This is a genomic window from Agrobacterium sp. B1(2019) (assembly GCF_008274755.1).
Lineage (GTDB): Bacteria > Pseudomonadota > Alphaproteobacteria > Rhizobiales > Rhizobiaceae > Agrobacterium > Agrobacterium salinitolerans.
The window spans coordinates 79,585-101,380 of record NZ_VTPB01000007.1 but is presented as its reverse complement, the minus strand read 5'-3'; the positions used below and the strand labels follow the sequence as shown (position 1 = coordinate 101,380).

The window sequence follows — 21,796 nt, the reverse complement described above, 5'->3', positions numbered from 1 at the left end:
TCCTCAGGACGTACGACTTTGATAAGGGCACTATTGCAGTGGGGACCGATGGATCACGGCTTTAAGACAAAGCATTTCGCGCTTCTTGCGGACCTGAGCGGCCAGGTGCGGCGAGACGGAGACGCTTACCAAGACGCTGCATACGCCGAACTTGTTGATGCCTATGAAGCAACAGCCGAATGGGCTCGTGCTTTGCAGCGCAAATTGTTCCCAGACGGTTTTGTCCGCAAACTGTCAAAGCCGACCGATCAGTGGCGACAGAGGTTCAAACCATATACCTGGACCCGGATCTATCCGCGGCAGAACGCGCCAAGACATCTCGCTTTCACGGTAGGGATAGATGCCGACGGGTTTTGCGTAAAAATCGATACAGTGAGCGCTCCAGACTCCGTTCGCGCCATCTACGAGGAGCTAAGTCGCCAAGATCATCGTCTCTCGCCATTCGCCAGCATCGCGTCGCCGCAGGTCGGTTTGTCTTGGACCTTCGATCAACTGATTGATTGGAGCATAGAAGCTATCGGCCTCTTTGAACCTGGTTACGATGAGATTGCACGCAGACTTGGTCTCGCCTCTGGCGCATTGCATCTGGTGACGGACACGGAAGTGTCGCGAAAATCGTTCGACTATTGGCGCAGTGCACTCCTTGAGAACGCAGATGTGTCAGGACGCGTTCGACGGATAGCGCAACAAGACGTTTGGTTCACTGAGCAAGATGGTGAGGGCGGCGCCGAAATAAAGGCGGGCCTTGATCCTCTTGGCAACGAATGGGCAGTGGAGCTCAATGCTCCGCCCGAGCCAGGGAACTATAATCGCCTGACGGCAGTGGCAACGGACGAAACTGGAGGGCTGCACTTGCTGCGTCGGGGTTGGTTGCGGGGAAGGCGGCCCGCACCCGATATTCGCGTGCCAGAATTCATTTCGTTGACCGGCCTGCAACCTTTATCGGTTGCTGCAGAGGGAAAAGCAGCCGAGCGCAGTTGGTTTCTCGTTGCAGATCTTAGTGATCCGCCGGCGCGTATTCGTCGGACAACCGCGGCATTCGTTGAACTGTGTTGGGCGGCCCGCACACCGTTAGCCCAGGCTACCGGAAAGGATGCGGTAGCCTGGGCTGGAGGGGGAGAGAGCGATCAACCCTATGTTCTGCCTGCTCGACCTGCCTTGGATCCACGGGTCGTTGAACAGTTGCATGGTAAGGTATGGCAAACCCTCGCAACTGCATTATCGGCGAAAGAAGTTAGATATCGGAAATGGCGTCGAGCAGGAGGTTTCTCGATTGATATGGAGATCGCCCGTGACAACGGGTCGCCCCTGCTGGTTGAAATCAAGACTGGATGCAGCACGTCTGATGTACACACGGCGGTCGGCCAGCTCATGCTGTACCGAGAGCTTTTCCCGAACCTTTCAGGTCACAAGCCTGTACTGTTGATCGACGCCAAACTTTCTAGCGCCATTGCCGCGGCAGTTTCAGCCCTCGATATTGAGATTCACCAATATCATTGGAGAGGCGAGGGTAATTCCAGATCTCCGATTTTTTCGGACGCATTTTGCCATCTATGCGGTCTTGCGCAAATAACTGAACTGGAAACGAAATGACCAGCACCGGCTTGCTCGAGTACGTACGCTAGAGCCTTGGGGAGAATGACTAGAAGTTTCTGCCTTAAAGATCATCCGTTTTGCAGCACTGAAAAAGTGGAGCTAGTGTCGATACGAATTGATTGCGAAAATGTTTGGCACTGCAATGGATATCGAAAATATGACGGGTCGTGCAGATGATGGGAAAGCAGCACATCTGACAGGCATGCGTATTCCCAGCATAATATTGTCCGCCACGAACGGAGCGAACGTTGATCTTTCCGGCGGGGGCTGACGGTTATCTAAGCCTACCCCCGCACCAGTCCGGCCAGTGGCGGAGCCATTGAGGGGTGGGATGCAATTCCGGGCGCTTGGGGCTGCACACCACAGTCTTGTGCGTTTCGCGACCATTACGCGGAGTTGAAAGCTCACGGCGTTAAACGGCTGTTCGGTCTTTCAACTCAGGATACGATTCAATCCACGATGACCGGTTTGGGCGAGAAGCAGCCTCATGTCGCCCTGAGGTCGCAACCGGCACTTCGGTAGCAAGGGTGGTCAAGTAATCAGCCTCTCAATGTCGGATAGTCCCAGTTTCCTTTCAATCGATCGCGAGCGCGATCCAACAAGTCGCGATATTCGGCTTTGAAAGGGGAGACCAATTGCTTCTCAAGGTCAGCCAACAATCTACGAAGTACAGCGCCCTCGGCAGTGCTCTCGAAACAAGAGGCCTCCGGTGTTGACGCATTGTTGTCGTCACACCACCGCGATAGCAGCTCGAACAGCACGATTGCTTCCTCAGGAATGAGTTGGATTTGCGCGCTATCCAGTACTGAGTTGGGATCAACTATCATGAGGCAAATTCGCACGCGCTAAGGAGGTCCACAAGGGGTCGGCTCTGGCTATCAGAGGAGCCTTGCTGCCCGTCCGGTCCTCCTCGCGGCGTTGTTGTAATAGCTGGAGGCCTGCTGAACAGACCGATGCCTCGATTGCTCCATGGCCTCTGGGAGAGGGATGCCGCGATTGGCCGCTTCGGTTAGATAGCCGGATCGCAACCCGTGCGCCGAAAACTCCCCACTGTCTAACCCGGCCATCTGTGCCCGCTGCTTCAGGATCGCATTGACCGACTGCGGATCGAGCGCACGCCGCGAAACGGTGCCCCATCGCCCAATTCCCCGAAACACGCTGCCCTTTTCGATCTTTGCGGCCGCCAGCCAGGCGTTCAGCGCCTCGACAGGTCGGCCTGTGAGATAGACGACATCGTCCTGCTCGCCTGTCGTCGTTTTGGTTCGACCAAGATGGATGGCAAGTGAGGGGAGGGGAGGACCGTCGTTCACCTCGATCGGTGGCTCGACTGTCAGCTGCTCGACGCGTAGCCTGGCGATCTCGCTGCGTCGACGGCCGCCGGAAGCAAAGGCGACCATCAGGATTGCCTTGTCGCGTAGATCGCGCAGGCTGTCTGACTCACACGTCGCCAGCAGCTTTGCCAGAACGTCGCCAGTGACGGCCTTTGCGCTCTTGCGCGCACGGGTTCGCGGAACGGCGCGCACGGCCAGACGAATGGCTGACTTAAGAGCAGGGGAGGCGAAGGCACCGTCAAGGCCGCGCCACTTACTCAATGTCGACCAGCTGGCCAGCCGGCGCCGTACCGTGTCAGGCGCGTGCGGGCCGACGGATTTCAGGAAACCCTGACGCCTTAGATTTTTGTCGACATCATCAGGCATGCCGTGGTTGGGGTCACTTGCGCGCTTTTCCGGATCCCACAGATGATGGGCTACGAATTTGAGCAGCAACGCCTCGGGCGCCGGCCAGGGCAGGGACTGTCCGGTGGCAGCGAGACCCCAGGCCTCCAGGTAGGCAAGATCAGACGTCAGGGCCCTCAGCGTATTGTCGCCCATTCCCTGATTAACGAGATGCCGCAGCGTCTCGATGTCATCATCGGTCAACAGCTCGGCAAGCTCGTCGCGGCGTTCGAGCGGCAAAACGGACGCGATGGTATCGAGCTCCTCGGCGCGCCGCTCGACGGACGTGTGTGATGTCTTCGCTTTAGGCACGATAGGCTCCAGAATCGCGGCTTTCGGCGGCCGCTGGCACCGTGATTTGCCCCGATTTCACTCGATTTGCGCCGCGAAATCAACTACCATCGATAAGGGATACTTATCGATGGTTAGAACCCCAATTAACAATCATACCATGTGAGGAACTGTAATATCCATATAGAGTTCTTTTAAGAAATAATTTACCATAATCTCAATGGCTTACGATCTCGCAGAAATCAGCATGACGACCTTAATGCGGTCGGCCTTTGACGCCGGTATCGCTCTGACGCGTCTCGACGAGCGCGTCGCCCGTTCGCCGGTCGGGCACGGCTGGGTCGAGCGGTCCCACTTCGCCGACGCCTGTGCCTCGCTGTGGATCGACGGCGAACTCGTGCATCTCGAAGATCTCGTCCTCCATGACGCCACCCGCGATATTCGCACACCCACCCATGAGCTGACAATCGCCCGCGACGTGCTGCGAACCCGTCGGCGCATCGCCGGCCAATCCCCGGATTGGGCGTTCTCTGCCGACGGCATCCTCTCGCTGCGGAAAACCTCGGAGATCGGGGCGGGCGGCGCGGACGAGACTACGACGACCGGAGTTATTCGGCCGGCGATCGCGATCGACGCGGAAGAGGAGGGGGACGACGCCGACGACGCCCAAGATCTCCCCGGCGTCGACTATGCGGCTATCGATGCGCTGCTCGCGCGCTCTGACGCTGCGATCGAACGAGCCAAAAAGCCCGGCCGGGCTCCGGCCGATCCGTTGGTCTATGATCTCGACTGGGACGAGGATTCCAGGCTCGACGAATGGCGGGGCGTGGTGCGCCAGGCCGAAAACTTGCCCGCAGTACTGCAGGCCATCGTCGTCCTCGATGCGTGGAACGAGCTTTCCGTCCTCCAGCATGCACCCTGGCTCGGCCGGCTATTTGCCGCCTCCATCCTGCGCCAGGCCGGTGTCACCACCAGTGCCCATCTCGCCGCCGTCAACCTGGGCCTCAAGACCATTCCCGTCGATCGCCGACGGCATCGCGATCGTGAGACTAGGCTGCTCGCCATCGCCCACGGGCTCTTGGCTGCGGCCGAGATCGGGCTGAAGGAGCATGACAGGCTGGCGCTGGCTCGACAGATGATGGACCGGAAATTGGCGGGGCGACGGGCGTCTTCAAAACTGCCGGAGCTGGTCGAGCTGGTGATGGCGAAACCGCTGGTGTCGGCCGGGATGGTGGCGAAAACGCTCGAGGTGACGCCGCAGGCGGCGAGGAGGATTGTTTTGGAACTCGGCCTCAGAGAGATGACGGGGAGGGGGAGGTTTCGGGCATGGGGAGTGATATAGCTACGATTGTATCATTTGATCTCGGCGCCGGAAATCATTACGGTTGCGGCATTCAACAATCGTCGCACAGATTGAATGCGGCAGGCTTGGATATCGCCGGCGGCGCGGTGGGGTAGACGTTGTTCTTCAGAGTACTTGCAAATGGGGAAAGACCTCCCAGGGACGCCGTCGGGTGCGCGTTCTTGCTCACCGACAATTGGGACGACTGGTTCAAGTACAACACCCTCTATCAGCTTATTGTTTTCGATGGTGATGGGAAGCGGCATGTTATTGGCGGAGTGAAGATTGGCCAGTTCAATATGGGGAAGGAGCAGCGACGGCCGGCCTTGCCAACGGAGTTCGACGAACTGGGTGAGGAATTTTTTTCGATCGGACAAGACGACAGCTACTATGAAGACCTTAATCAACTTGGTGACGAGGCCCGTGACTTCATCCTGCGGGGGCTGCGCGACATGGCTTTTGATCCAGATCGGTTTCAGCTTGCGCGGGATGAGAGTGTCACCGGTGTCTCGCTTCTTCGCTCAGTTACACCGGCTACAGTGAAGGGACAGTTCTCGCGAATGTCGCGAGGCGGAGCCCGGCTTTCGAAGTATCACTTTTCATACACAGCGCCGAAACCACGGCGAGTACGGGTCGACCCACCGGTGTTCACTTTTGACGTGGAGCCTGGGTCGAACCCGCCAACCAATGTCCACGTTGTTATCGGGCGAAATGGTGTCGGCAAGACACATCTCTTAAACAACATGACCCGAGCAATCGTCGATTCGAAAGCGAATGTGAGTGAGGTCGGTTCCTTTGAGGGGGATCCGGAAGACATTCTCGCCGATCAAGTGTTTGCCAACCTAGTTTCTGTCTCGTTCAGCGCGTTCGATACTTTTGAGCCACTGCCCAATCGGCAGAACAAGAGCGACGGCGTACTCTATACCTATGTTGGCTTGAAAAGAATTGATAGCGCCGACAAAGATCGCAAGCTTGTGCCTAAGTCGCCGGCGAGATTGGCAACGGAATTCGCCAATAGCGTTCTCGTGTGCCGCCAAGGAGCACGCGCTTCGCGTTGGCGAAGGGCGCTGGAAACTTTGGAGACTGATCGCGTCTTTAGCGACGCGGAAGTCGTTGAGTTGGCCAATGAGGAACTCGGCATTGACGACGCTAAAGCTGAGGCGCGCCGGGTATTTGACCTTCTGAGCTCCGGTCACAAGATCGTCCTCTTGACCATTACTCGGCTGGTGGAAACCGTCGAGGAGCGCACTTTGGTGTTGCTCGATGAGCCAGAAGCGCACTTGCACCCTCCGCTGCTTTCAGCCTTCGTTCGGGCACTCTCCGATCTGCTGGTGAACAGAAATGGAGTCGCGATCATCGCGACTCACTCACCCGTAGTTCTTCAAGAGGTGCCCCTCAGTTGTGCGTGGAAGATACGTCGTGTGGGCGAACGAGCAATCGCTGAACGACCCGAGATTGAGACCTTCGGCGAGAATGTGGGCATTTTGACACGAGAGATCTTCGGCCTCGAGGTGACCCAATCAGGGTTTCACAAATTGCTCACTGAGGAGGTTAAAAGCGGGCTGACTTTCCGGCAGATCGTGGAAAAGTTTGGTGACGAACTTGGTGGCGAGGCGCGCGCCCTTGTTCGCGGCCTCATAGCGGCAAGGGACGCGAACAACAACTAATGTTGACCCTCGATCAGCCCAATTACACCGCGTTAGAAGCCTTTAATCTCAGCATCAGCCGCGTTAGAAATGCGGATCTGAAGGCACGCCTCGTGGCTGCGACCGACACGGTCGTCGCCGAGTCAGCCGCTTACGACGCAGCCGCCCATTCGCAGGATCTGCATCTCATTCCACGGACTTCTCCGGTCGTAGATGTCACAAAAGAGGAGATGGAAGCTGTCTATACCCAGCGGTTAGCAGGCTTAAAGGGGCCGGGCCGTCCGATCTACGACGAGATTTTTGCGTCGGCGCCGAATGGTCGTTGTCCACTTTGTGGACACCGCAATGTCATGACCCTTGATCACCATCTACCAAAAGCACACTATCCAGCGCTCGCGATTGCTCCTCTAAATCTTGTCCCTTCGTGTTCGGACTGCAACAAGGCGAAACTTGCAGGCTTTCCCGCAACTGCGGAAGAAGTAGCAATCCATCCCTATTACGATGACGTTGACGGCGAGACGTGGTTGGCTGCCACCGTTCAACATACCTCGCCCAGTGCGCTTCTATTTGAAGTTCAGCTCGTTGCCACTTGGAGTCCATTGCTTATGCAGAGAATGCTCAATCACTTCCGCAGCCTAGATCTCTCATCGCTATACGCATCGCAAGCTGCCGAGGAGCTTCTCAATATCAGGCACGAACTTTGTGGGTTGCATGCCGCTGGTGGTGTCGATTTTGTGCGTGAGGAATTGTCGGCGAGAGCGACCAGTTGCCGCCATGCTCGGCGGAACGGGTGGCGGACCGCTGCCTATCGCGCTTGGTCGTCGGACGACTGGTTCTGTGACGGCGGGTTTGCGTGAGCTAGCATGCCCAACCGGTCTCTAGCATGTGAGTTCTGACGCTCGAATCAGAAGCCGGTCGGGGATTTGAACGAGAAAGGCAGCAAATACCTAGTGATGCCACCGTGGATGTGCCATAAGAAGTCATATATAATTCATATACTTAACTACATAGTGGAAGAATTTTACCATTCATTATTGAATTTTCGTCCACTTTGAGGGAGAGTCGATCGCCCACAAGGATTTTCCGGAAATGACACCAGCAAAAGCGGATCTTGAATCCGACATCATCAGTCTCGCCCGTCTGGCACTTGCCGGCCGGCCCCAGGATATTCAGATGCTGGTCCAGAAAATTGCGCGCAAGACCCGCGCCGACAAGCCTGAGCTTTCCAATTCGTTGACTGCCCTTCTAAGGGAGGCTCCTTCAAAAGACACACCGCTTCGGCGGATGGTCGAAATGCCGTTGCCGGTCGACAATGACTCCCGTCTGCATTTGCTCAAGATCGAAGAGAACATCGAATTTGACCATCCCCCAGTGTTGGCACCGGTGGTGGCCGCCATGCTTTCTCAGATGATCAATGAGCGAAGACGGTTAGATGCGCTGGACGCAGCTGGGCTCGATCCGACGCGGACCGCGCTCTTCGTCGGCCTACCTGGCGTCGGCAAAACACTTGCTGCCAGGTGGCTCGCCAGAGAGTTGGGCAAGCCCCTAATGACTCTCGACCTCGCCGCAGTGATGAGCAGCTACCTCGGGCGCACAGGCGCGAACCTGCGGCAAGTCTTGGACTATGCCAAGCAGGCTGACTGCATCCTGTTGCTCGACGAGTTGGACGCAATCGCGAAACGCCGCGATGATCGCGACGAGGTCGGCGAGCTGAAAAGGCTGGTGACCGTGCTGCTTCAGCAAATCGATGATTGGCCGGCGAAAGGTCTATTGATCGCTGCCACCAACCACCCCGACTTGCTTGATCCCGCGGTTTGGCGGCGATTCGAGATGAAGATCGAGTTCCCGATGCCTGACGCGCCGGCGATCGAGGATCATGTCGGTAGGCTCCTTGGACCGCATTCCGTGAATGCGAGCCACTGGTCCAAGGTGCTTGCGATCGCACTTCACGGCAAATCGTTCAGCGACATCCAGCAGTCGATAGAGCGGGCTCGGCGTGGCGCGGCCATCTCCGGTGAAGCTGTGGAGGACCATCTGCAAGCCCTGATTCAATTGGAAAGCCTGTCAAAGAATGACCGGATAGCGCTCGCCACCATGCTGGTTCAGAGCGGGGTCTCGCAGCGAAGCGTTCAGAAGCTCACTGGTGTTGCCCGGGATACCGTGCGAAGTCACGCGCAGCCCGAGGCCTTAACCCGCAGGCGTAAAGGTGCTTGATGGCAAGGCAGAACTTTCTTCTCGGAAAGGGTGAGCGACTTGTGTCGTCTGTGACCGGTGTCCGGGGCGGCGCTCCGAAGCAGCATCCCTATACCTTTTTGGAGTCACGTTCTCGACTCGCGCCGATGTTGACACGGGCGGTGGCGGAAGTCGACCTCCTGCCAGCCAACGCTTGTCCGGACGACAAGGCGGTGCTTTCGGTGGTTCTAAACCCTGAGTATATCGCCAAATCATTCTATCCAAGAGAGTTATTTCAGCGTGTCGGCGTTGAGGCTGTTGGAAGTAAGACACGGTCAGTGACACCCAAGAAGCGCTCATTGGGCCGGGCTCCCGAAGAGACGTTGACAACCGAGATCTTCGTCATGGGCCCGCGTAATGCGCTTCGCAGCTGGAGCGAGGGTCTGCCTCATTGGAATGACTCTACGGGTTCTGCCAACGGCATCATTGCTATCGAAGAAATCGGTGCCCCTGAGCCCGAAGAAAAGTTAAAGGGCGAAATTCCGGCGTCAGGGGATGTGACGTTTGAAGCCGTTCTGCACACCGACGAGCTGCTCGGGGAAAAGAGCATTGTCTCAGCTTTCAGACACTATCTTGCGTCGCTTGGGATCAACGCTCCCATGGACAAGCGATTTTACGCCGGGGGTCTATGTTTCGTCGAATTGACGGCACCTGCAAACCTTGCCGACAAAATTGCAACATTCACCGCTGTTCGTGCCCTTCGCGAGATGCCGACATTGCGGATACTCCGGCCAACCGTACGGGCTGCCGCGACGCCGTCACCGCCGATTGAATACCCGTCGCAGCCGGCCATGGATCGCACGATCCAGGTAGCGATCTTTGATGGTGGGCTGCCGGACAACCACCCTTTGACATCATGGGCGACGCCTTTTGATACCACCGGCGTAGGAGGATCACATGAAGAGCTTCGACGCCATGGTGTCCATGTAACCTCCGCTTTTCTTTTCGGTCACATCGATCCTACCAAGCCATTGCCAAGGCCATATGCGTCTGTGGACCACTACCGGGTTGTCGACACCGATCCCAGCCAGGATCCCGAGGGCCTTTATGAAGTTCTCTACCGCATCGACCAGACCCTTCTGAACAAGCAGTTTGACCTCGTGAACATCAGTCTGGGTCCCAGGCTGCCGATCGAAGATGACGACGTCCATGCCTGGACGGCTGTCCTTGATGATCGCTTTGCGCGCAATGACACTCTTGCGACGATTGCTGTTGGAAATGATGGCGAGCGCGACGCGACGCTTGGATTCAATCGAATCCAAGTGCCGTCTGATTGCGTCAATGCAATGGCCGTCGGCGCTGCTGACAGTCCGGACAGCCCTTGGGCGCGAGCACCGTACAGCTCGGTTGGCCCAGGTCGGAGCCCCGGCTTGATCAAACCCGATCTGGTTGATTTCGGCGGCTCGCTCCAGCGGCCATTTCTTGTTACCAGCCTTGACGGCAGCCCGAGCTTGGAGGTCACTGGAGGGACGTCATTCGCCTCTCCGAGCCTTCTGCGTATTGCCGCCGGCGTCAAGGCTCACCTCGGCGCCAGCGTCGATATGCTTTCGGTCCGTGCCCTGCTGATCCACACTGCGGAGATGTCCGAGTTATCGGCCGAGGAGATTGGGCGAGGGCGCGTCGCGCGTCGCGTCGATGATATTTTGCTCTGCGACGACGACACAATCAGGGTGATTTATCAGGGCACAATTTCCGCCCGAACCTATGTCCGCGCGCCCATACCGGTACCGACCGGCGAGATTCCGGGTAAGGTCCAGATCACAGCGACCATCTGTTACAAGACGCTCACCGATCCGCATCATCCCGGCAACTACACGCGGGCGGGCTTGGAAATTGCATTTCGGCCGAAGGATGATAGGCGCAAGGACGGCGACAAGCTGCACGCCGACACACAGAGCTTTTTCGGAAAGGCTCAGAAGGGCCTGACCGAAGGCGATTTGCGTAGAGACGCATGGAAATGGGAGAACACGCTACACGGGTCTGTTGGCTTCCTCGGTAAGAGCCTCAGGAACCCGGTTTTTGACATCCACTACAATGCCCGCTTGGAAAGCAGGGATTTTGAGCCAGAAGACAAGCTCCGTTATGCGCTCGTTGTAAGCGTCAAAGCCAAGCGTGTCGCAGATCTATACGATCAGATTGTGCGGAAGTACCAGACGCAGCTCGAGCCGCTGCGCCCGGTCCTCGATATTCCGATTCGGACATAATGCGGGGCTCAGTCGCACCACCGGATTTTTCCGTTGCGAATAAAGAAATGAGAGCGGCAGCCCACTTGGCGCCAGACTGAAGGATGGAGCGTTCCGGTCCCATCTGCTTCAACCTTCGCGCGCCAGACGGCCTTTTCGTCGGGGATTAGGTTCATGTGCAAGCTTGCGCCGCATCCACAAGGGCACAGCATCGTTGCCTGCCAGGGCTCGCCGTCCTCGTTCAAGATATAGAGCGTTTTGGGGGCGATCAGTCGAGGCATGATTCCTTCTCTGACGACTGCTTTGTATGGGCGACGGAACAGGTGGCGCATAACGCCGATGGCATAGCCAGGTATTTCCGGAATCCACTTCATGGGCGCGTCTCCGACAATTCCGGTAACCCGAGAAGCGGCGAAATCTTGCCAAGGCCCAGCCACGGACGAAGAAGCGCGCAGTCCTCCTGCTCTTCGTCCGCCGTCAAGCGGAGCTGGCCCAAGCTGAATTCGATCGAGCCGACCTCGCTATTGGGTCTGTCACGATAGGGATGGATTCTGGCAAGGAAGTCGTTGGCCGCCAGCGCGGCCGCGAACATGTTGATGCTGATCACAGCAGGCCTGTTCACAGCCAGCCCACGGAGATATTTGTCACGGACTTGCTGGGCCGCTGCTTCAGGATCACTGGCGGCCAGCCCCTCTGCTGCAACTGTCTGCAAAGAGATGACGTCGCGCGAAATAAGGCTCGACCGACCTGGAACAATGTAATGTACTGTCCCGAGGATATCGGAGACACGTCGCCCGCCATCTCCGTCATCAGTCGTGTCGAGCATGACGCCAATGTCGAAATAGGAAATGGTGTGATAGGTTGATACCAGGTTCATCGCGAACCGCGCAGTGTGCGTGTCGGTGCAGCCGAAAATCACATCGCAGACCGACAAGGCGTTGATCGCAGACGGCGACATCAGCGTTGAAGCAATCTTGATGATCTTCGTGGGCAACCCCGTCGAGATCGCCGCAGCCTCGGCAACGTCGACTTTCAGGCGGCCGATCTTGGCGTCGGCTGTGCTGCTGCCAAGGATTCGGTTGAGATTGCGATCTTCGATGATGTCAGGGTCGATGATCACGATCTCACCGAAGCCGAGCCGGATCAGCTGCTCGAGGAGCGGACTACCGGTTCCCGAAACGCCGACAACGCCTGCCCGGAGTGTCGACAGCAAGGCGGTGGTCCCGTTGCCAAATGCCTGATCCTGGGAACGGGCAAAGGGCTGGTCGCCGACACTTAACCGTGCTGGGAAAAGGCGAATGTCAGGGCCGGCGATGCTGATCAAGTCTAGTGGACGCATTTCGTCGTGTTCCAGAATGTAACGACCAAAAAGCCTGCCGTTCGGCAACATCACGATACTGCCGTGCGGGACAGGGGTCTCGACCCACGACCGGACGACCGGCAACAGCTCACGATCGCCATCGTCGTCGACGTCGGAGAAATCGGGGAAGCCGCCGGGATGGCAATGGACTTTGAACACGCTGAGACCCATTTCCTCAGCATGATCAAGATGCGGCACAAGAAGATCCGTGGGCCACGAGATGCGATCTGCATGCCTCACGCATTTTTCGAGATCAAGTCCGATAACCTCGCGAACTGAAAGACGATAGCGACCCTCCTGGGCGGTTCCGCCGCACAGGAGGAGGGCGGCGGCCTCCAGACCGTCGCCCGGGAAGAGGAAGTCCTGCAGATCTTTGTGCTGATCTGCCGACATGGAGAGCGTGATAGTCATCGCGCGGCCTCCTGTTCGAAAATCTCCTCAATGAGAAAGACGTGGGTCTCAAGGCAGTCGACTCCCGGCACCCACTGGTTCGGACCATCGCGGTGACGAGACCAACGCTGGAACGTCTTGCCGTCGATCTGCTGCTCAACCTCGGTCTGGGGGATCATGCGGCCGTCGATCCGAGCGAGTTTCGGAAAGACATAAAGCATATCGAGCTGGGTCAGCGGATAGCCCTGCTCGATGCGGATCGCCAGGGAGATGCGCTGATGGGTGAAGCACGCCGGCACGGGGAAATCATGGAGGATGACCCAGATGGACCCATCCTTGAGGATGTCGAACCGATGCCCATATGCTTCAAGAAAGGCCAAGTCGGCCTCGAGGAGCGGCGCATCGCGCCGCCCCTGAAGTTCGCCGTCGGTCTGTTCCTTGCGGATCGCACGGAACTTCTCGGTGCCCGGATGACGAAGGTCAATCTCCTCATCGAGGGCAATCTTGCGGGGCTTATGGCCCGAGAGCTTCACACGCAGCGTGTAGTTCTCGGGAGGGGTGAGACCCGCCAGGACCAGAACTTCGCGGCCGGCGATGGGCGGCTTCTTCCACACATACGGCTTGTCGTTGATCTTGAAGCGATAGCCCCTTGCGAGCGGCGGGCGCTTGCCCTCTTTCGCGTAGGCTTCCAGTTCGACGATCTCATCAAGGACTTCCTCCTGGAGTTCCTCGACACGGGCGACAGTTGTTTCGATTGCAGTCTTGTTCATTTCGAACCTCGTTGGTTGGCTGATCGATCCGTCATGGCCGATCAGTGTCTGCAACATGAATCAAGCATGCTAAGGATGTCAAGCAAGAATTGAGCATGCTTGATAAAAATAGCAGACATGACGTATGCTTGACTTATCAAGCATGGTCGCTATAATGCCTTATGCCGCGGAACCCCCATGACCGGTTCAAGCCCAGAGCCGGCGCGGTTATGAAAAGAGGAGCATTGTGAAAGTCACCCTCGGAGAATACCTAGGGTCGATCCGAACAGACAGAAAGCTAACACTTCGAGCAGTCGAAGAGGCCACAAACAAAGAAGTCTCAAATGCTTACCTAAGTCAGATTGAGAACGGAAAAATTCAGAAGCCGTCCCCAAACATTCTATATGCCCTAGCCAATCTGTATGGCGTTGAATACGACAGACTAATGGAGCTTGCAGGTTACATTACGACTACGCGTACCGATGTTGAGCGCCACGGGAGGGCGGCGACTTTCGCTGAATTGAACTTAACGCAGGCCGAGGAAGCCGAGCTGCTTAAATTCCTTGGATATCTGCGCTCGAAAAAGGATTGACACCTTGAAACCGGACGACAGTTCTCTCTCGCCGAGTGAGTATTCCGCTATCCACCGTGCGGCGACCGATCTGTTGAACAAAGCCAGCGCTTGGGACCGGCTGCCTACGCCGGTCCCAGACTTGCTTAGCGCGGCACAGCTGCGCATCGCACCAATGAGTGCATTCGATCCACGAGCTCTATTGCGACACGCAAGAGAATTCGGAGAGCGTGCTGCCAGCTACGTCAAATCGGCAATCGACAAGGTGAGGGCCATCTTTGACGTCCATGCGGATGTCATCCATGTCGATACCAGTGTTACTGAATCGAAGCAGAATTTTCTGAAGCTGCACGAAGCCGGCCATAAGCATATCCCTCATCAGTCCAAAATTTTCCGCTGGATACAGGACTGCGATAAGAACCTTTCGGCTGACGTGTCGGATCAGTTCGAGCGTGAGGCAAACATCTTCGCGACCTTGGTTCTGTTTCAAGATGACAGGTTCGCCCAAATGGCAGCCGACAGCGCGTTCGGGATAAAGGTACCGATTGCTCTGTCAACTAGGTTTGGCGCGTCAATTTATGCATCACTTCGCGAGTATGTGCGGCGGAACCATCGCGCCTGCGCGGTCATCGTACTTAATTCCGACAGAAACGTGCCCGGTCCTCGGCATGCGTTCTGAAGTTCGGCGCACCGAATTGTCACCGCTTTTTCAGGCGCGGTTTGGACAGCTGCAGCTTCCGGATACGATTGATCGGATAAGCCCTCTCGCTGAGTTCATCCCGTTAGGTGGTCGTAAGATGTCGAGGCCGGCTACCCTGAGCTTCGAGGACAAGAATGGCGATATCGTCGAATTCGTTGCTGAAGGGTTTGCTACGCCTTATAACAGTTTCATCCTGATCCACGCGAAGACCGATCTTCGCAGATCCATTATCGTACCCAAGCTTCAACCGGCACCTATCGGGAACTCTGGCCACCGACAGTGAATGCGGCGTTTCCATAGAGGCCATCAAGCGAGCGCACACCACAGCTGCTCCTGTCGAGCCATCGCAGCAATTCTGGGGTCTGCGGTTCCGATCCCATCAAGAGCCGGCTCGCGGAAATAGGTAGGTCAACTGTTCCGTTCCCATCTCCCATCTCTCCGACCGTCGGCCAAGGTTGTGCTTGGACTAAATCCCGAAAGCATATTTTTGCGCGCCCGCGCTATCACCCCTTCCCAAATTCACGGGCAGCCTGAATGAATGCAGTGAAGGCGGCCGGCGGATTTTTCCTGCCGGGGTAATACAGTGCCAATGGTGCCAAGGCGGGAGTCCAGTCCTCGAGAACGCGCACCAATCGCCCGGCCGCAATGTCGTCGCGGACATCCGCCTCCATGACGTATCCGAGCCCGACCCCATTCTGCGCCGCTATCCTGACAAGGCTCGACTCGTCGAGGGTGATCGAGCCTTGGACATCGATCTGGACAGCGTTGCCCTCCTTCTCGAATTTCCACCGAAGAAGCGCGTTGTTGGGAAGACGCGCGCGGATGCAGCGAAATCGGTAAAGGTCGGCCGGAGCCGTTGGCGTTCCATGCGTGCGCAGAAAGTCGGGTGATGCCACCACGGCATTGCTGCGCTTCAGGCCGAGTGGCACGGCGATCATGTCGGCCGGCACCAGATCGGCCGGCCTCAATCCCAAGTCGAAACCCGCCGCAACGATGTCGACGATCCGGCCCTCCGTGACCAGATCGATATGCACCTGGGGATAGCGCCGCATGAACGAAAGGATGAGCGGTTCGATGACCTCTCGGGCCGCCGTCGCAAAGGCATTGATGCGCAATGTGCCTGTCGGAATTTCCTGAAGCGATTGGACCGTCAGCATAGCATCGTGAATGTCAGTCATCGCCGGTCCGACCCACTCGACAATAGTCCTCCCCGCATCGGTGAGCGAGACGCTCCGCGTCGTGCGGTTGAACAGCCGAACGGCCAGACGCTGCTCTAGCTTGGCGACGGCATTGCTGAGTGCCGTCGTGGAGATGCCAAGCTCAAGTGCGGCCGCCCGAAACGAGCCAAGGCGGGCGATGCTGAGAACGGCATCCAGATCGGCGAGAACAGACCGCGTCATTGTCCCTCTTTTCGCAACGTCTCATCCTGCTTTGTCCCAATTATCAAGTCAAGCGTCCAGCCCTAGATTGTCCGTGTCGGCCTCGAGAAGGTCACGGCCCACAGCGGCAAAGGTTGAAAACATGATTGGAGCGCCAAAATGACAATCAAACTCCCGAAGGGCATCGAAGCCTATTTCGATGCCGACAGAGAGGGCAGCCCCGAAGCGGTCGCAGCCGCTTTCACCGAAAATGGTAGCGTGAAGGACAAGGGCAAGACCCATAGGGGTCGTGATGCCATTCGCCAGTGGATGGCCAACGAAAGCACGCAATACACTTACACGGTGGAGCCCTTCCTGATCGCCACCGAGAGCGGCAAGACGCAGGTGACGGCCCATGCCGTCGGCACCTTCCCCGGCAGCCCGATCGATCTGCGGTTCCTGTTCGTCCTTGTGGACGACAAGGTCGCCGAGCTGGAGATCACCGTATGACCCCGTTCCTTACCCTAGAGGGACGTCGAGCCCTGATCACCGGAGGCACTTCGGGTGCCGGAGCGGCAACCGTGGCGCTCTTCAAAGAGCTTGGTGCCTGTGTCCTGACCACCGCTCGCACCAAACCCGCCGACTTCTCCGGTGCGGCATTCATCGAGGCCGACCTAACCACGAAGGCCGGGGTCGAAACCGTCGTCGACGCGGTGCGCCGCGAGCTTGGCGGACTCGATATCCTCGTGAACGTCCTGGGCGGCTCCTCTGCCCCATCAGGCGGCTTTGCGGCACTCACCGACGAGGAATGGGACAAGGAGTTCAACCTCAACGTCTTTCCGGCGGTCAGGCTGGATCGCGCTCTAATTCCTGGAATGGTTGCGCAGGGACATGGTGTCGTCATTCACGTCACCTCGATCCAGAGAAGCCTTCCGCTATACGAAGCGACAACTGGCTACGCCTCGGCCAAGGCTGCACTTAACACCTACAGCAAGAGCATCTCAAAAGAGGTTTCTCCGAAGGGCGTGCGGGTGGTGCGGGTTTCTCCCGGGTGGATTGCCGATCCCGGGGCCAATGGCTTGGCCCTGCGCATAGCCGAGGAAGCCGGCATTGTGTACGAAGCCGCAGTGCAGGTGATCATGAACGCGCTGGGCGGCATACCGCTTGGGCGGCCAGCGAAGCCGGAAGAGGTCGCCGATCTGATCGCATTCCTTGCATCGGACCGGGCGGCATCCATTACCGGCACGGAGCATGTGATCGACGGTGGGACTGTTCCGACCGCTTGAGCACATGACGCGGTGCCGGCCCATCAACGCCTTCATCTGCTGAAGAGATTGGCAAGGGCCAAGCTCGTCAACTCCCGGCGCCGCGGCAGGGCCGTGCCGCCGCGGCCAGCGAGACCGGTTCGCGGTGCCATGCCTGCGTCATTTGGCGGGGCCGAAATGGCGTAGTCTCACACATCATCGCGTGTCTCGCGCGCCGCCTCGTATCGGCTCATTACATTCTTCCGAGGCACAGATTGAGGATGCCCTTCCACATATCTTGATGTCGTTCGACGCGATGGCTCATTCCCGACCTCTCAAAATTGCGAACAGCAAAAATGATAGAATTGATAAAAACGTTGTAATTGAAAACAAGATTGGCTACCTTGGCTACCACAACGCGTCAGGAGAACTTGAAATGGAACAGACAATAGCGACCAACCGAGCCGCCGCGGGCCGCCGTGAAGGCCACGATGGCCTGCTCGTGAGCGAACAGAACGACTTCGACTTCATCGTTTGCGGTGCCGGTTCCAGCGGATCGGTGGTCGCCTCCCGTCTGGCGGAAGACGGACAGGCTCGCGTTCTGCTGATCGAAGCCGGAGGTGATGACGACGCGGAAAGCGTCTCGAACCCCGCCCGGTGGCCACTCAATCTCGGCACCGAGCGCGACTGGGGTTTTGTCGGGGAACCGACCCGGGGACTCGCGGGCCGCCGCCTTCCGCTCAGCATGGGAAAGGGGCTCGGTGGTGGATCGAGCATCAACGTCATGGTGTGGGCTCGCGGTCACAGGGAAGACTGGGATCATTTCGCAACCGAGTCTGGTGACGAGCGTTGGGGATACAAGTCGGTACTCGGCTACTATCGTCGTATCGAAGACTGGCAGGGCAAGTCTGATCCGTTCCGCAGGGGCACCGGTGGTCCGGTCCACGTTTCCCAGCCGGACGCACCGCAGCCAATCGCGCAAGCGCTTGTCAGCGCCGCCGCGATGGTCGGAATTCCAGTCTATGACAGCCCAAATGGAGAGATGATGGAGAGCGAAGGTGGTGCATCCATCGCTGAACTGCGCATCAATGGTGGCAAGCGAGAATCGGTCTTCCGCTCCTACGTCACGCCGATGATGTCGCATCCCAATCTGTCGGTTCTGACGGGCGCTCTCGTGACGCGGCTTCTGTTTGACGGACGGACAGTCATCGGCGTCGAAGCCCTGGTCGGTGGCAAGCGCCGGCAGTTCCGCGCTCGCCATGAAACGATCCTGTCGCTGGGAGCGGTGCACACGCCCAAGGTCTTGATGCAGTCAGGCATTGGTCCCGAGGACGAACTTCGAGCCCATGGCATCTCCGTCGTTCAGCACCTCCCCGGTGTAGGTCGTAACCATCAGGATCACCTCGCATTCGGTTGCACTTGGGCTTACCGTGAGCCGCAGGGTGTCGGCGGCGGTGGTTGTGAGGCGACACTCTACTGGAAGAGCGATGCCAGCCTCAGCCACCCCGATATCCTGCAATGCCAGCTCGAATTCCCGGTGCCGGCGCCTGCAGAGGCGGAGATCGCGACGCCGGAACATGGCTGGACGATGTTTGCCGGTCTCGCGCAGCCGAAAAGTCGCGGGCGGCTGCGCCTGTGCGGACCCGAAGCGAACGACCCGATCTACATCGAGCCCAATTCGTTGAGTGAGCCGGAAGATATGGTGGCAGCCCTGGCGGCAGTGGAGCTGTGCCGTGAAGTCGGAAACAGCGAAGCTTTTGCCCCATTGGTGAGCGGTGAAGCCGCACCGGGGGCGCGCGATCGTGCCGGGATGATCGACTTCATTCGCAAGTCCGCGGTCACATATTGGCATCAGTCATGCACGGCAAAGATGGGTCGTGACAGCATGTCGGTGGTCGATAATGAACTGAAAGTCTACGGTATCGAAGGTCTCCGTATCGCGGATTCCTCGATCATGCCGCGGATCACGACCGGAAACACGATGGCGCCCTGCGTCGTCATCGGCGAACGCGCTGCGGATCTGATCCGGGAGCAGCACGGGCTGACGCAAGCGCACCGTATCGCAATCTGCTAGCCGCCGGGGCCAAGCTATCCACCATTAAGAACTGTTCAGCTGTGGCGGGGACGGCCCCGCCACATCGCCCCAACCTGCGCGACAGGATTGCATTTAAGGAGATCGCGAGATGCGAACAACAAGGCGTCAAGACATTGTAACGTCCCACTGCAGGATCGCCGTCGAGAGCGCGGGGTATGGGTCTCCGGTCGTGTTCATCCGCGGAAACTCTGCTTGCCGCCAGGTATTTCAGAAGCAGCTCGCGTCCACGTTGCTCGACAACTACCACATGATCACGTTCGACCTACCAGGCCACGGCGATTCAAGCGATGCGACCGATCCGGAACGAACCTACACACTCCCTGGCCTTGCTGATTTGACGGTCGAACTTCTCTATGAGTTGGGCATCGGCAAGGCAGCTGTTGTCGGAGCCTCTCTCGGCGGCCACGTGGCGATCGAGATGCTCGACCACTCTACCATCCCTCAAGGATTGTTCCTTATGGGAACGCCCTCGCTGGGGGCCGACATGGCCGAAGGTTTTCGCGGCAGGCCGCTCGGTGGCCTTGGTGCGAAGCCGGCGCTCGATCCCCAAGAAGTGGAGCGGTTTGCAACGGCGGTGTTCGGCGCGAATGCCGAGCGCTTCATGTATCAGGCGATCGAACGCACGGACAAGGCGTTCAGGGGGACCCTGTTTGAGGGCGCCGCGCGGGGGCTGGGCATCGATCAGCGTGAAGCCTTGACCACAAGTCCGATACTCTCGGCGATCGTACACGGCGAAGACGACCAGATCATCAACCTGGACTACGTCGACAGCGTCGCCTACGCCAATCTGTGGCAGGACACTTGCTTCCGGATCCCACACGTATCGCATTCGCCGTTTTGGGAAGCATCGGAACGCGCCAATTCCCTGCTCGCCGACTTCCTGGCCGATGTGACGCGAACCTGGCCATGAGCCAGCGGCGATGCCATCCACGCTTTATCTGAAGGCTCCGGGCCGGAGGCTCTCCGTGCCCGGCCCGTTGCGAAGCCGCGGTTCCCACTATGGGCGCGGCTTTCCTCCAGAAACAACCCGATGACAGCCCGGTAGCACGCTTGCCCTTGTATCGGGCGGCGATGCCTGCGGCGTCCCACACCAGAAAGGAAGTCAGCATGGAAACGTTGACCCGCACAGTACCGATGATCTCATCGGCCGAGATCGAGGAAGATGCGCATGAGGCCTTCAGGCGATATCGTGCTTCCCACCCGATCGTGACCCTCGAGACGGGTGGCTATGTCGTCCTGCGGCATGACGATGTCAGCCGTCTCTCCCGAGACCCGAGATTGCGCGCCACGGAAATAGCAATTCCCGCACAGGGAGGAGTAAGTCACGGAGCGCTTTTCGACATTTTCGAACATGGGATGCTCACGGCGAACGGTGATGTTCACGCGCATCGACGTTCCGCCATGTCCAGGGCGCTCGCCGGCCATGCGATAGACCAGTTCCGCTCCTTCGTTCGACAGGCGGCCGAGTCGCTGATCGAAGGCTGCTATCGGGATAGCAAGCTGGAACTCAGCAATGGATATGCAGCCAAACTGCCGGTGCTGGCCCTTGCCGGGATGCTGGGCGTTCCGGACCGGGAGGTTCCCGCCTTCATGCGTGACATCGATGCGATGAACGAGTTTTTCAGGCCATATGCCACCCCCTCGGCGATGGCTGATGCCGAAGTGGCAGCCAGACGGCTCCAAGGCTATCTGGAAACGCTTGTGACCCGTACATGGGCAAGCCAGGCTGAGGGCTTCCTGTCGCAATACCTTGCACTCGTCGATTCCGATCAGCAGCTTTCGGGCATGGAAGTCGTGATCCAGATCGTTCAGATGATCATCGGCGGCACCGAGTCCGTGCGGACTGCCATGGTGGCGCAGGCATCCAGTCTCCTTACCAATCGCAGCCAGTGGGAGGCCGTGTGCGACGACCCGGCCTTGGTGCCGGCCGCCGTTTCGGAGTCGCTACGCTTCGAGCCGGGCATTGCAGGCGTCGTGCGAGTGTCCGCCGAGGAGATAGACATCGACGGGTGGACACTGCCTGCCGGCCAACTCGTGATCCTGTCCTCCATGTCGGCCCTGCGTGACGAACGTCTGTTTGATCACCCTGACACCTTCGACATCTTTCGCTCGGATCTCACGCCGTCGCATCTCGCCTTTGGTGGCGGCGCGCACAAATGCGTCGCAGAAGCATTCGGGAGGGCTGAACTCCAGGAGGGTTTGAGTGTGCTCGCCGAGCGGCTTTCAAATCTGACACTGGAAACCGCTCCGGTATTTCTCGGGCATATCTTTGTTCGCCGCACCACGGAATGCTGGGTGACCTGGTGAACCCGAAGGCCGATCGG

18 protein-coding genes and 1 pseudogene are annotated in these 21,796 nt (G+C 58.3%); 14 read left to right on the top strand and 5 right to left on the bottom strand.

Going from position 1 to position 21,796, the window contains the following annotated elements; all coding sequences use genetic code 11:
- Positions 1 to 48 precede the first annotated feature (48 nt).
- Both AGR1_RS29075 and AGR1_RS30070 read left to right on the top strand, forming a co-directional pair.
- Entirely contained in the window at positions 49 to 1,593 is a 1,545-nt protein-coding gene (locus tag AGR1_RS29075) for a hypothetical protein (protein WP_149149193.1), read from the top strand.
- A gap of 145 nt (positions 1,594 to 1,738) precedes the next feature.
- A pseudogene (locus AGR1_RS30070) lies at positions 1,739 to 2,043 on the top strand (peroxiredoxin); the annotation flags it as partial.
- A gap of 431 nt (positions 2,044 to 2,474) precedes the next feature.
- Here AGR1_RS30070 and AGR1_RS29065 read toward each other — a convergent pair.
- A complete protein-coding gene (locus AGR1_RS29065) occupies positions 2,475 to 3,623 on the bottom strand; it encodes a site-specific integrase (protein WP_149149191.1) in 1,149 nt (382 codons plus the stop codon).
- Between the two features lie 190 nt (positions 3,624 to 3,813).
- Here AGR1_RS29065 and AGR1_RS29060 point away from each other — a divergent pair, with 190 nt between their 5' ends.
- The 5 genes from AGR1_RS29060 (at position 3,814) to AGR1_RS29040 (ending at position 11,026) form a co-directional block, all read left to right on the top strand.
- Positions 3,814 to 4,944, top strand: coding sequence for an RHE_PE00001 family protein (locus AGR1_RS29060; protein WP_149149190.1), 1,131 nt, complete (start codon positions 3,814 to 3,816; stop codon positions 4,942 to 4,944).
- A gap of 182 nt (positions 4,945 to 5,126) precedes the next feature.
- A complete protein-coding gene (locus tag AGR1_RS29055) occupies positions 5,127 to 6,611 on the top strand; it encodes an AAA family ATPase (RefSeq protein WP_246669784.1) in 1,485 nt (494 codons plus the stop codon).
- Complete coding sequence (locus AGR1_RS29050; protein ID WP_149149188.1) at positions 6,611 to 7,447, top strand: hypothetical protein; 837 nt, start codon at positions 6,611 to 6,613, stop codon at positions 7,445 to 7,447. The genes AGR1_RS29055 and AGR1_RS29050 overlap by 1 nt, the downstream gene beginning before the upstream one ends.
- A 232-nt stretch (positions 7,448 to 7,679) precedes the next feature.
- On the top strand, positions 7,680 to 8,804 hold the full coding sequence (locus AGR1_RS29045; RefSeq protein ID WP_149149187.1) for an ATP-binding protein: 1,125 nt from the start codon (positions 7,680 to 7,682) through the stop codon (positions 8,802 to 8,804).
- Positions 8,804 to 11,026 carry a S8 family peptidase gene (locus AGR1_RS29040; protein ID WP_149149186.1) on the top strand — a complete coding sequence of 741 codons (2,223 nt, stop codon included), beginning with the start codon at positions 8,804 to 8,806 and terminating at the stop codon, positions 11,024 to 11,026. The genes AGR1_RS29045 and AGR1_RS29040 overlap by 1 nt, the downstream gene beginning before the upstream one ends.
- A gap of 8 nt (positions 11,027 to 11,034) precedes the next feature.
- Here the strand turns inward: AGR1_RS29040 and AGR1_RS29035 are convergent, their stop codons facing one another.
- From AGR1_RS29035 to AGR1_RS29025, 3 genes are read right to left on the bottom strand one after another with little or no spacing between them, the layout of a single operon-like run.
- Complete coding sequence (locus AGR1_RS29035) at positions 11,035 to 11,379, bottom strand: DUF6527 family protein (protein ID WP_149149185.1); 345 nt, start codon at positions 11,377 to 11,379, stop codon at positions 11,035 to 11,037.
- Positions 11,376 to 12,776, bottom strand: coding sequence for a ThiF family adenylyltransferase (locus AGR1_RS29030; RefSeq protein ID WP_149149184.1), 1,401 nt, complete (start codon positions 12,774 to 12,776; stop codon positions 11,376 to 11,378). The genes AGR1_RS29035 and AGR1_RS29030 overlap by 4 nt, the downstream gene beginning before the upstream one ends.
- Positions 12,773 to 13,579 (bottom strand): multiubiquitin domain-containing protein, encoded by an 807-nt coding sequence (locus tag AGR1_RS29025; protein ID WP_187772327.1) that lies wholly within the window; start codon positions 13,577 to 13,579, stop codon positions 12,773 to 12,775. The genes AGR1_RS29030 and AGR1_RS29025 overlap by 4 nt, the downstream gene beginning before the upstream one ends.
- Before the next feature lie 172 nt (positions 13,580 to 13,751).
- Here AGR1_RS29025 and AGR1_RS29020 point away from each other — a divergent pair, with 172 nt between their 5' ends.
- Together AGR1_RS29020 and AGR1_RS29015 are read left to right on the top strand one after the other, a co-directional pair.
- Positions 13,752 to 14,096 carry a helix-turn-helix transcriptional regulator gene (locus tag AGR1_RS29020; protein ID WP_149149182.1) on the top strand — a complete coding sequence of 115 codons (345 nt, stop codon included), beginning with the start codon at positions 13,752 to 13,754 and terminating at the stop codon, positions 14,094 to 14,096.
- A gap of 4 nt (positions 14,097 to 14,100) precedes the next feature.
- On the top strand, positions 14,101 to 14,754 hold the full coding sequence (locus AGR1_RS29015) for an ImmA/IrrE family metallo-endopeptidase (RefSeq protein ID WP_149149181.1): 654 nt from the start codon (positions 14,101 to 14,103) through the stop codon (positions 14,752 to 14,754).
- A 524-nt stretch (positions 14,755 to 15,278) separates the two neighbouring features.
- On the opposite strand, the gene AGR1_RS29010 is transcribed toward AGR1_RS29015, so the two are convergent.
- On the bottom strand, positions 15,279 to 16,175 hold the full coding sequence (locus AGR1_RS29010) for a LysR family transcriptional regulator (RefSeq protein WP_149149180.1): 897 nt from the start codon (positions 16,173 to 16,175) through the stop codon (positions 15,279 to 15,281).
- A gap of 138 nt (positions 16,176 to 16,313) precedes the next feature.
- Here AGR1_RS29010 and AGR1_RS29005 point away from each other — a divergent pair, with 138 nt between their 5' ends.
- The 5 genes from AGR1_RS29005 (at position 16,314) to AGR1_RS28985 (ending at position 21,779) form a co-directional block, all read left to right on the top strand.
- Complete coding sequence (locus AGR1_RS29005; protein ID WP_149149179.1) at positions 16,314 to 16,643, top strand: nuclear transport factor 2 family protein; 330 nt, start codon at positions 16,314 to 16,316, stop codon at positions 16,641 to 16,643.
- Complete coding sequence (locus AGR1_RS29000) at positions 16,640 to 17,419, top strand: SDR family oxidoreductase (protein ID WP_149149178.1); 780 nt, start codon at positions 16,640 to 16,642, stop codon at positions 17,417 to 17,419. Before AGR1_RS29005 ends, AGR1_RS29000 begins: the two co-directional genes overlap by 4 nt.
- 394 nt (positions 17,420 to 17,813) lie before the next feature.
- The gene (locus AGR1_RS28995) at positions 17,814 to 19,451 is read left to right on the top strand and encodes a GMC family oxidoreductase N-terminal domain-containing protein (RefSeq protein WP_149149177.1); all 1,638 of its coding nucleotides are present in this window, start codon (positions 17,814 to 17,816) and stop codon (positions 19,449 to 19,451) included.
- A gap of 109 nt (positions 19,452 to 19,560) precedes the next feature.
- Complete coding sequence (locus AGR1_RS28990; RefSeq protein WP_149149176.1) at positions 19,561 to 20,382, top strand: alpha/beta hydrolase; 822 nt, start codon at positions 19,561 to 19,563, stop codon at positions 20,380 to 20,382.
- 197 nt (positions 20,383 to 20,579) lie between these two features.
- Complete coding sequence (locus AGR1_RS28985) at positions 20,580 to 21,779, top strand: cytochrome P450 (protein ID WP_187772325.1); 1,200 nt, start codon at positions 20,580 to 20,582, stop codon at positions 21,777 to 21,779.
- Positions 21,780 to 21,796: the final 17 nt, after the last annotated feature.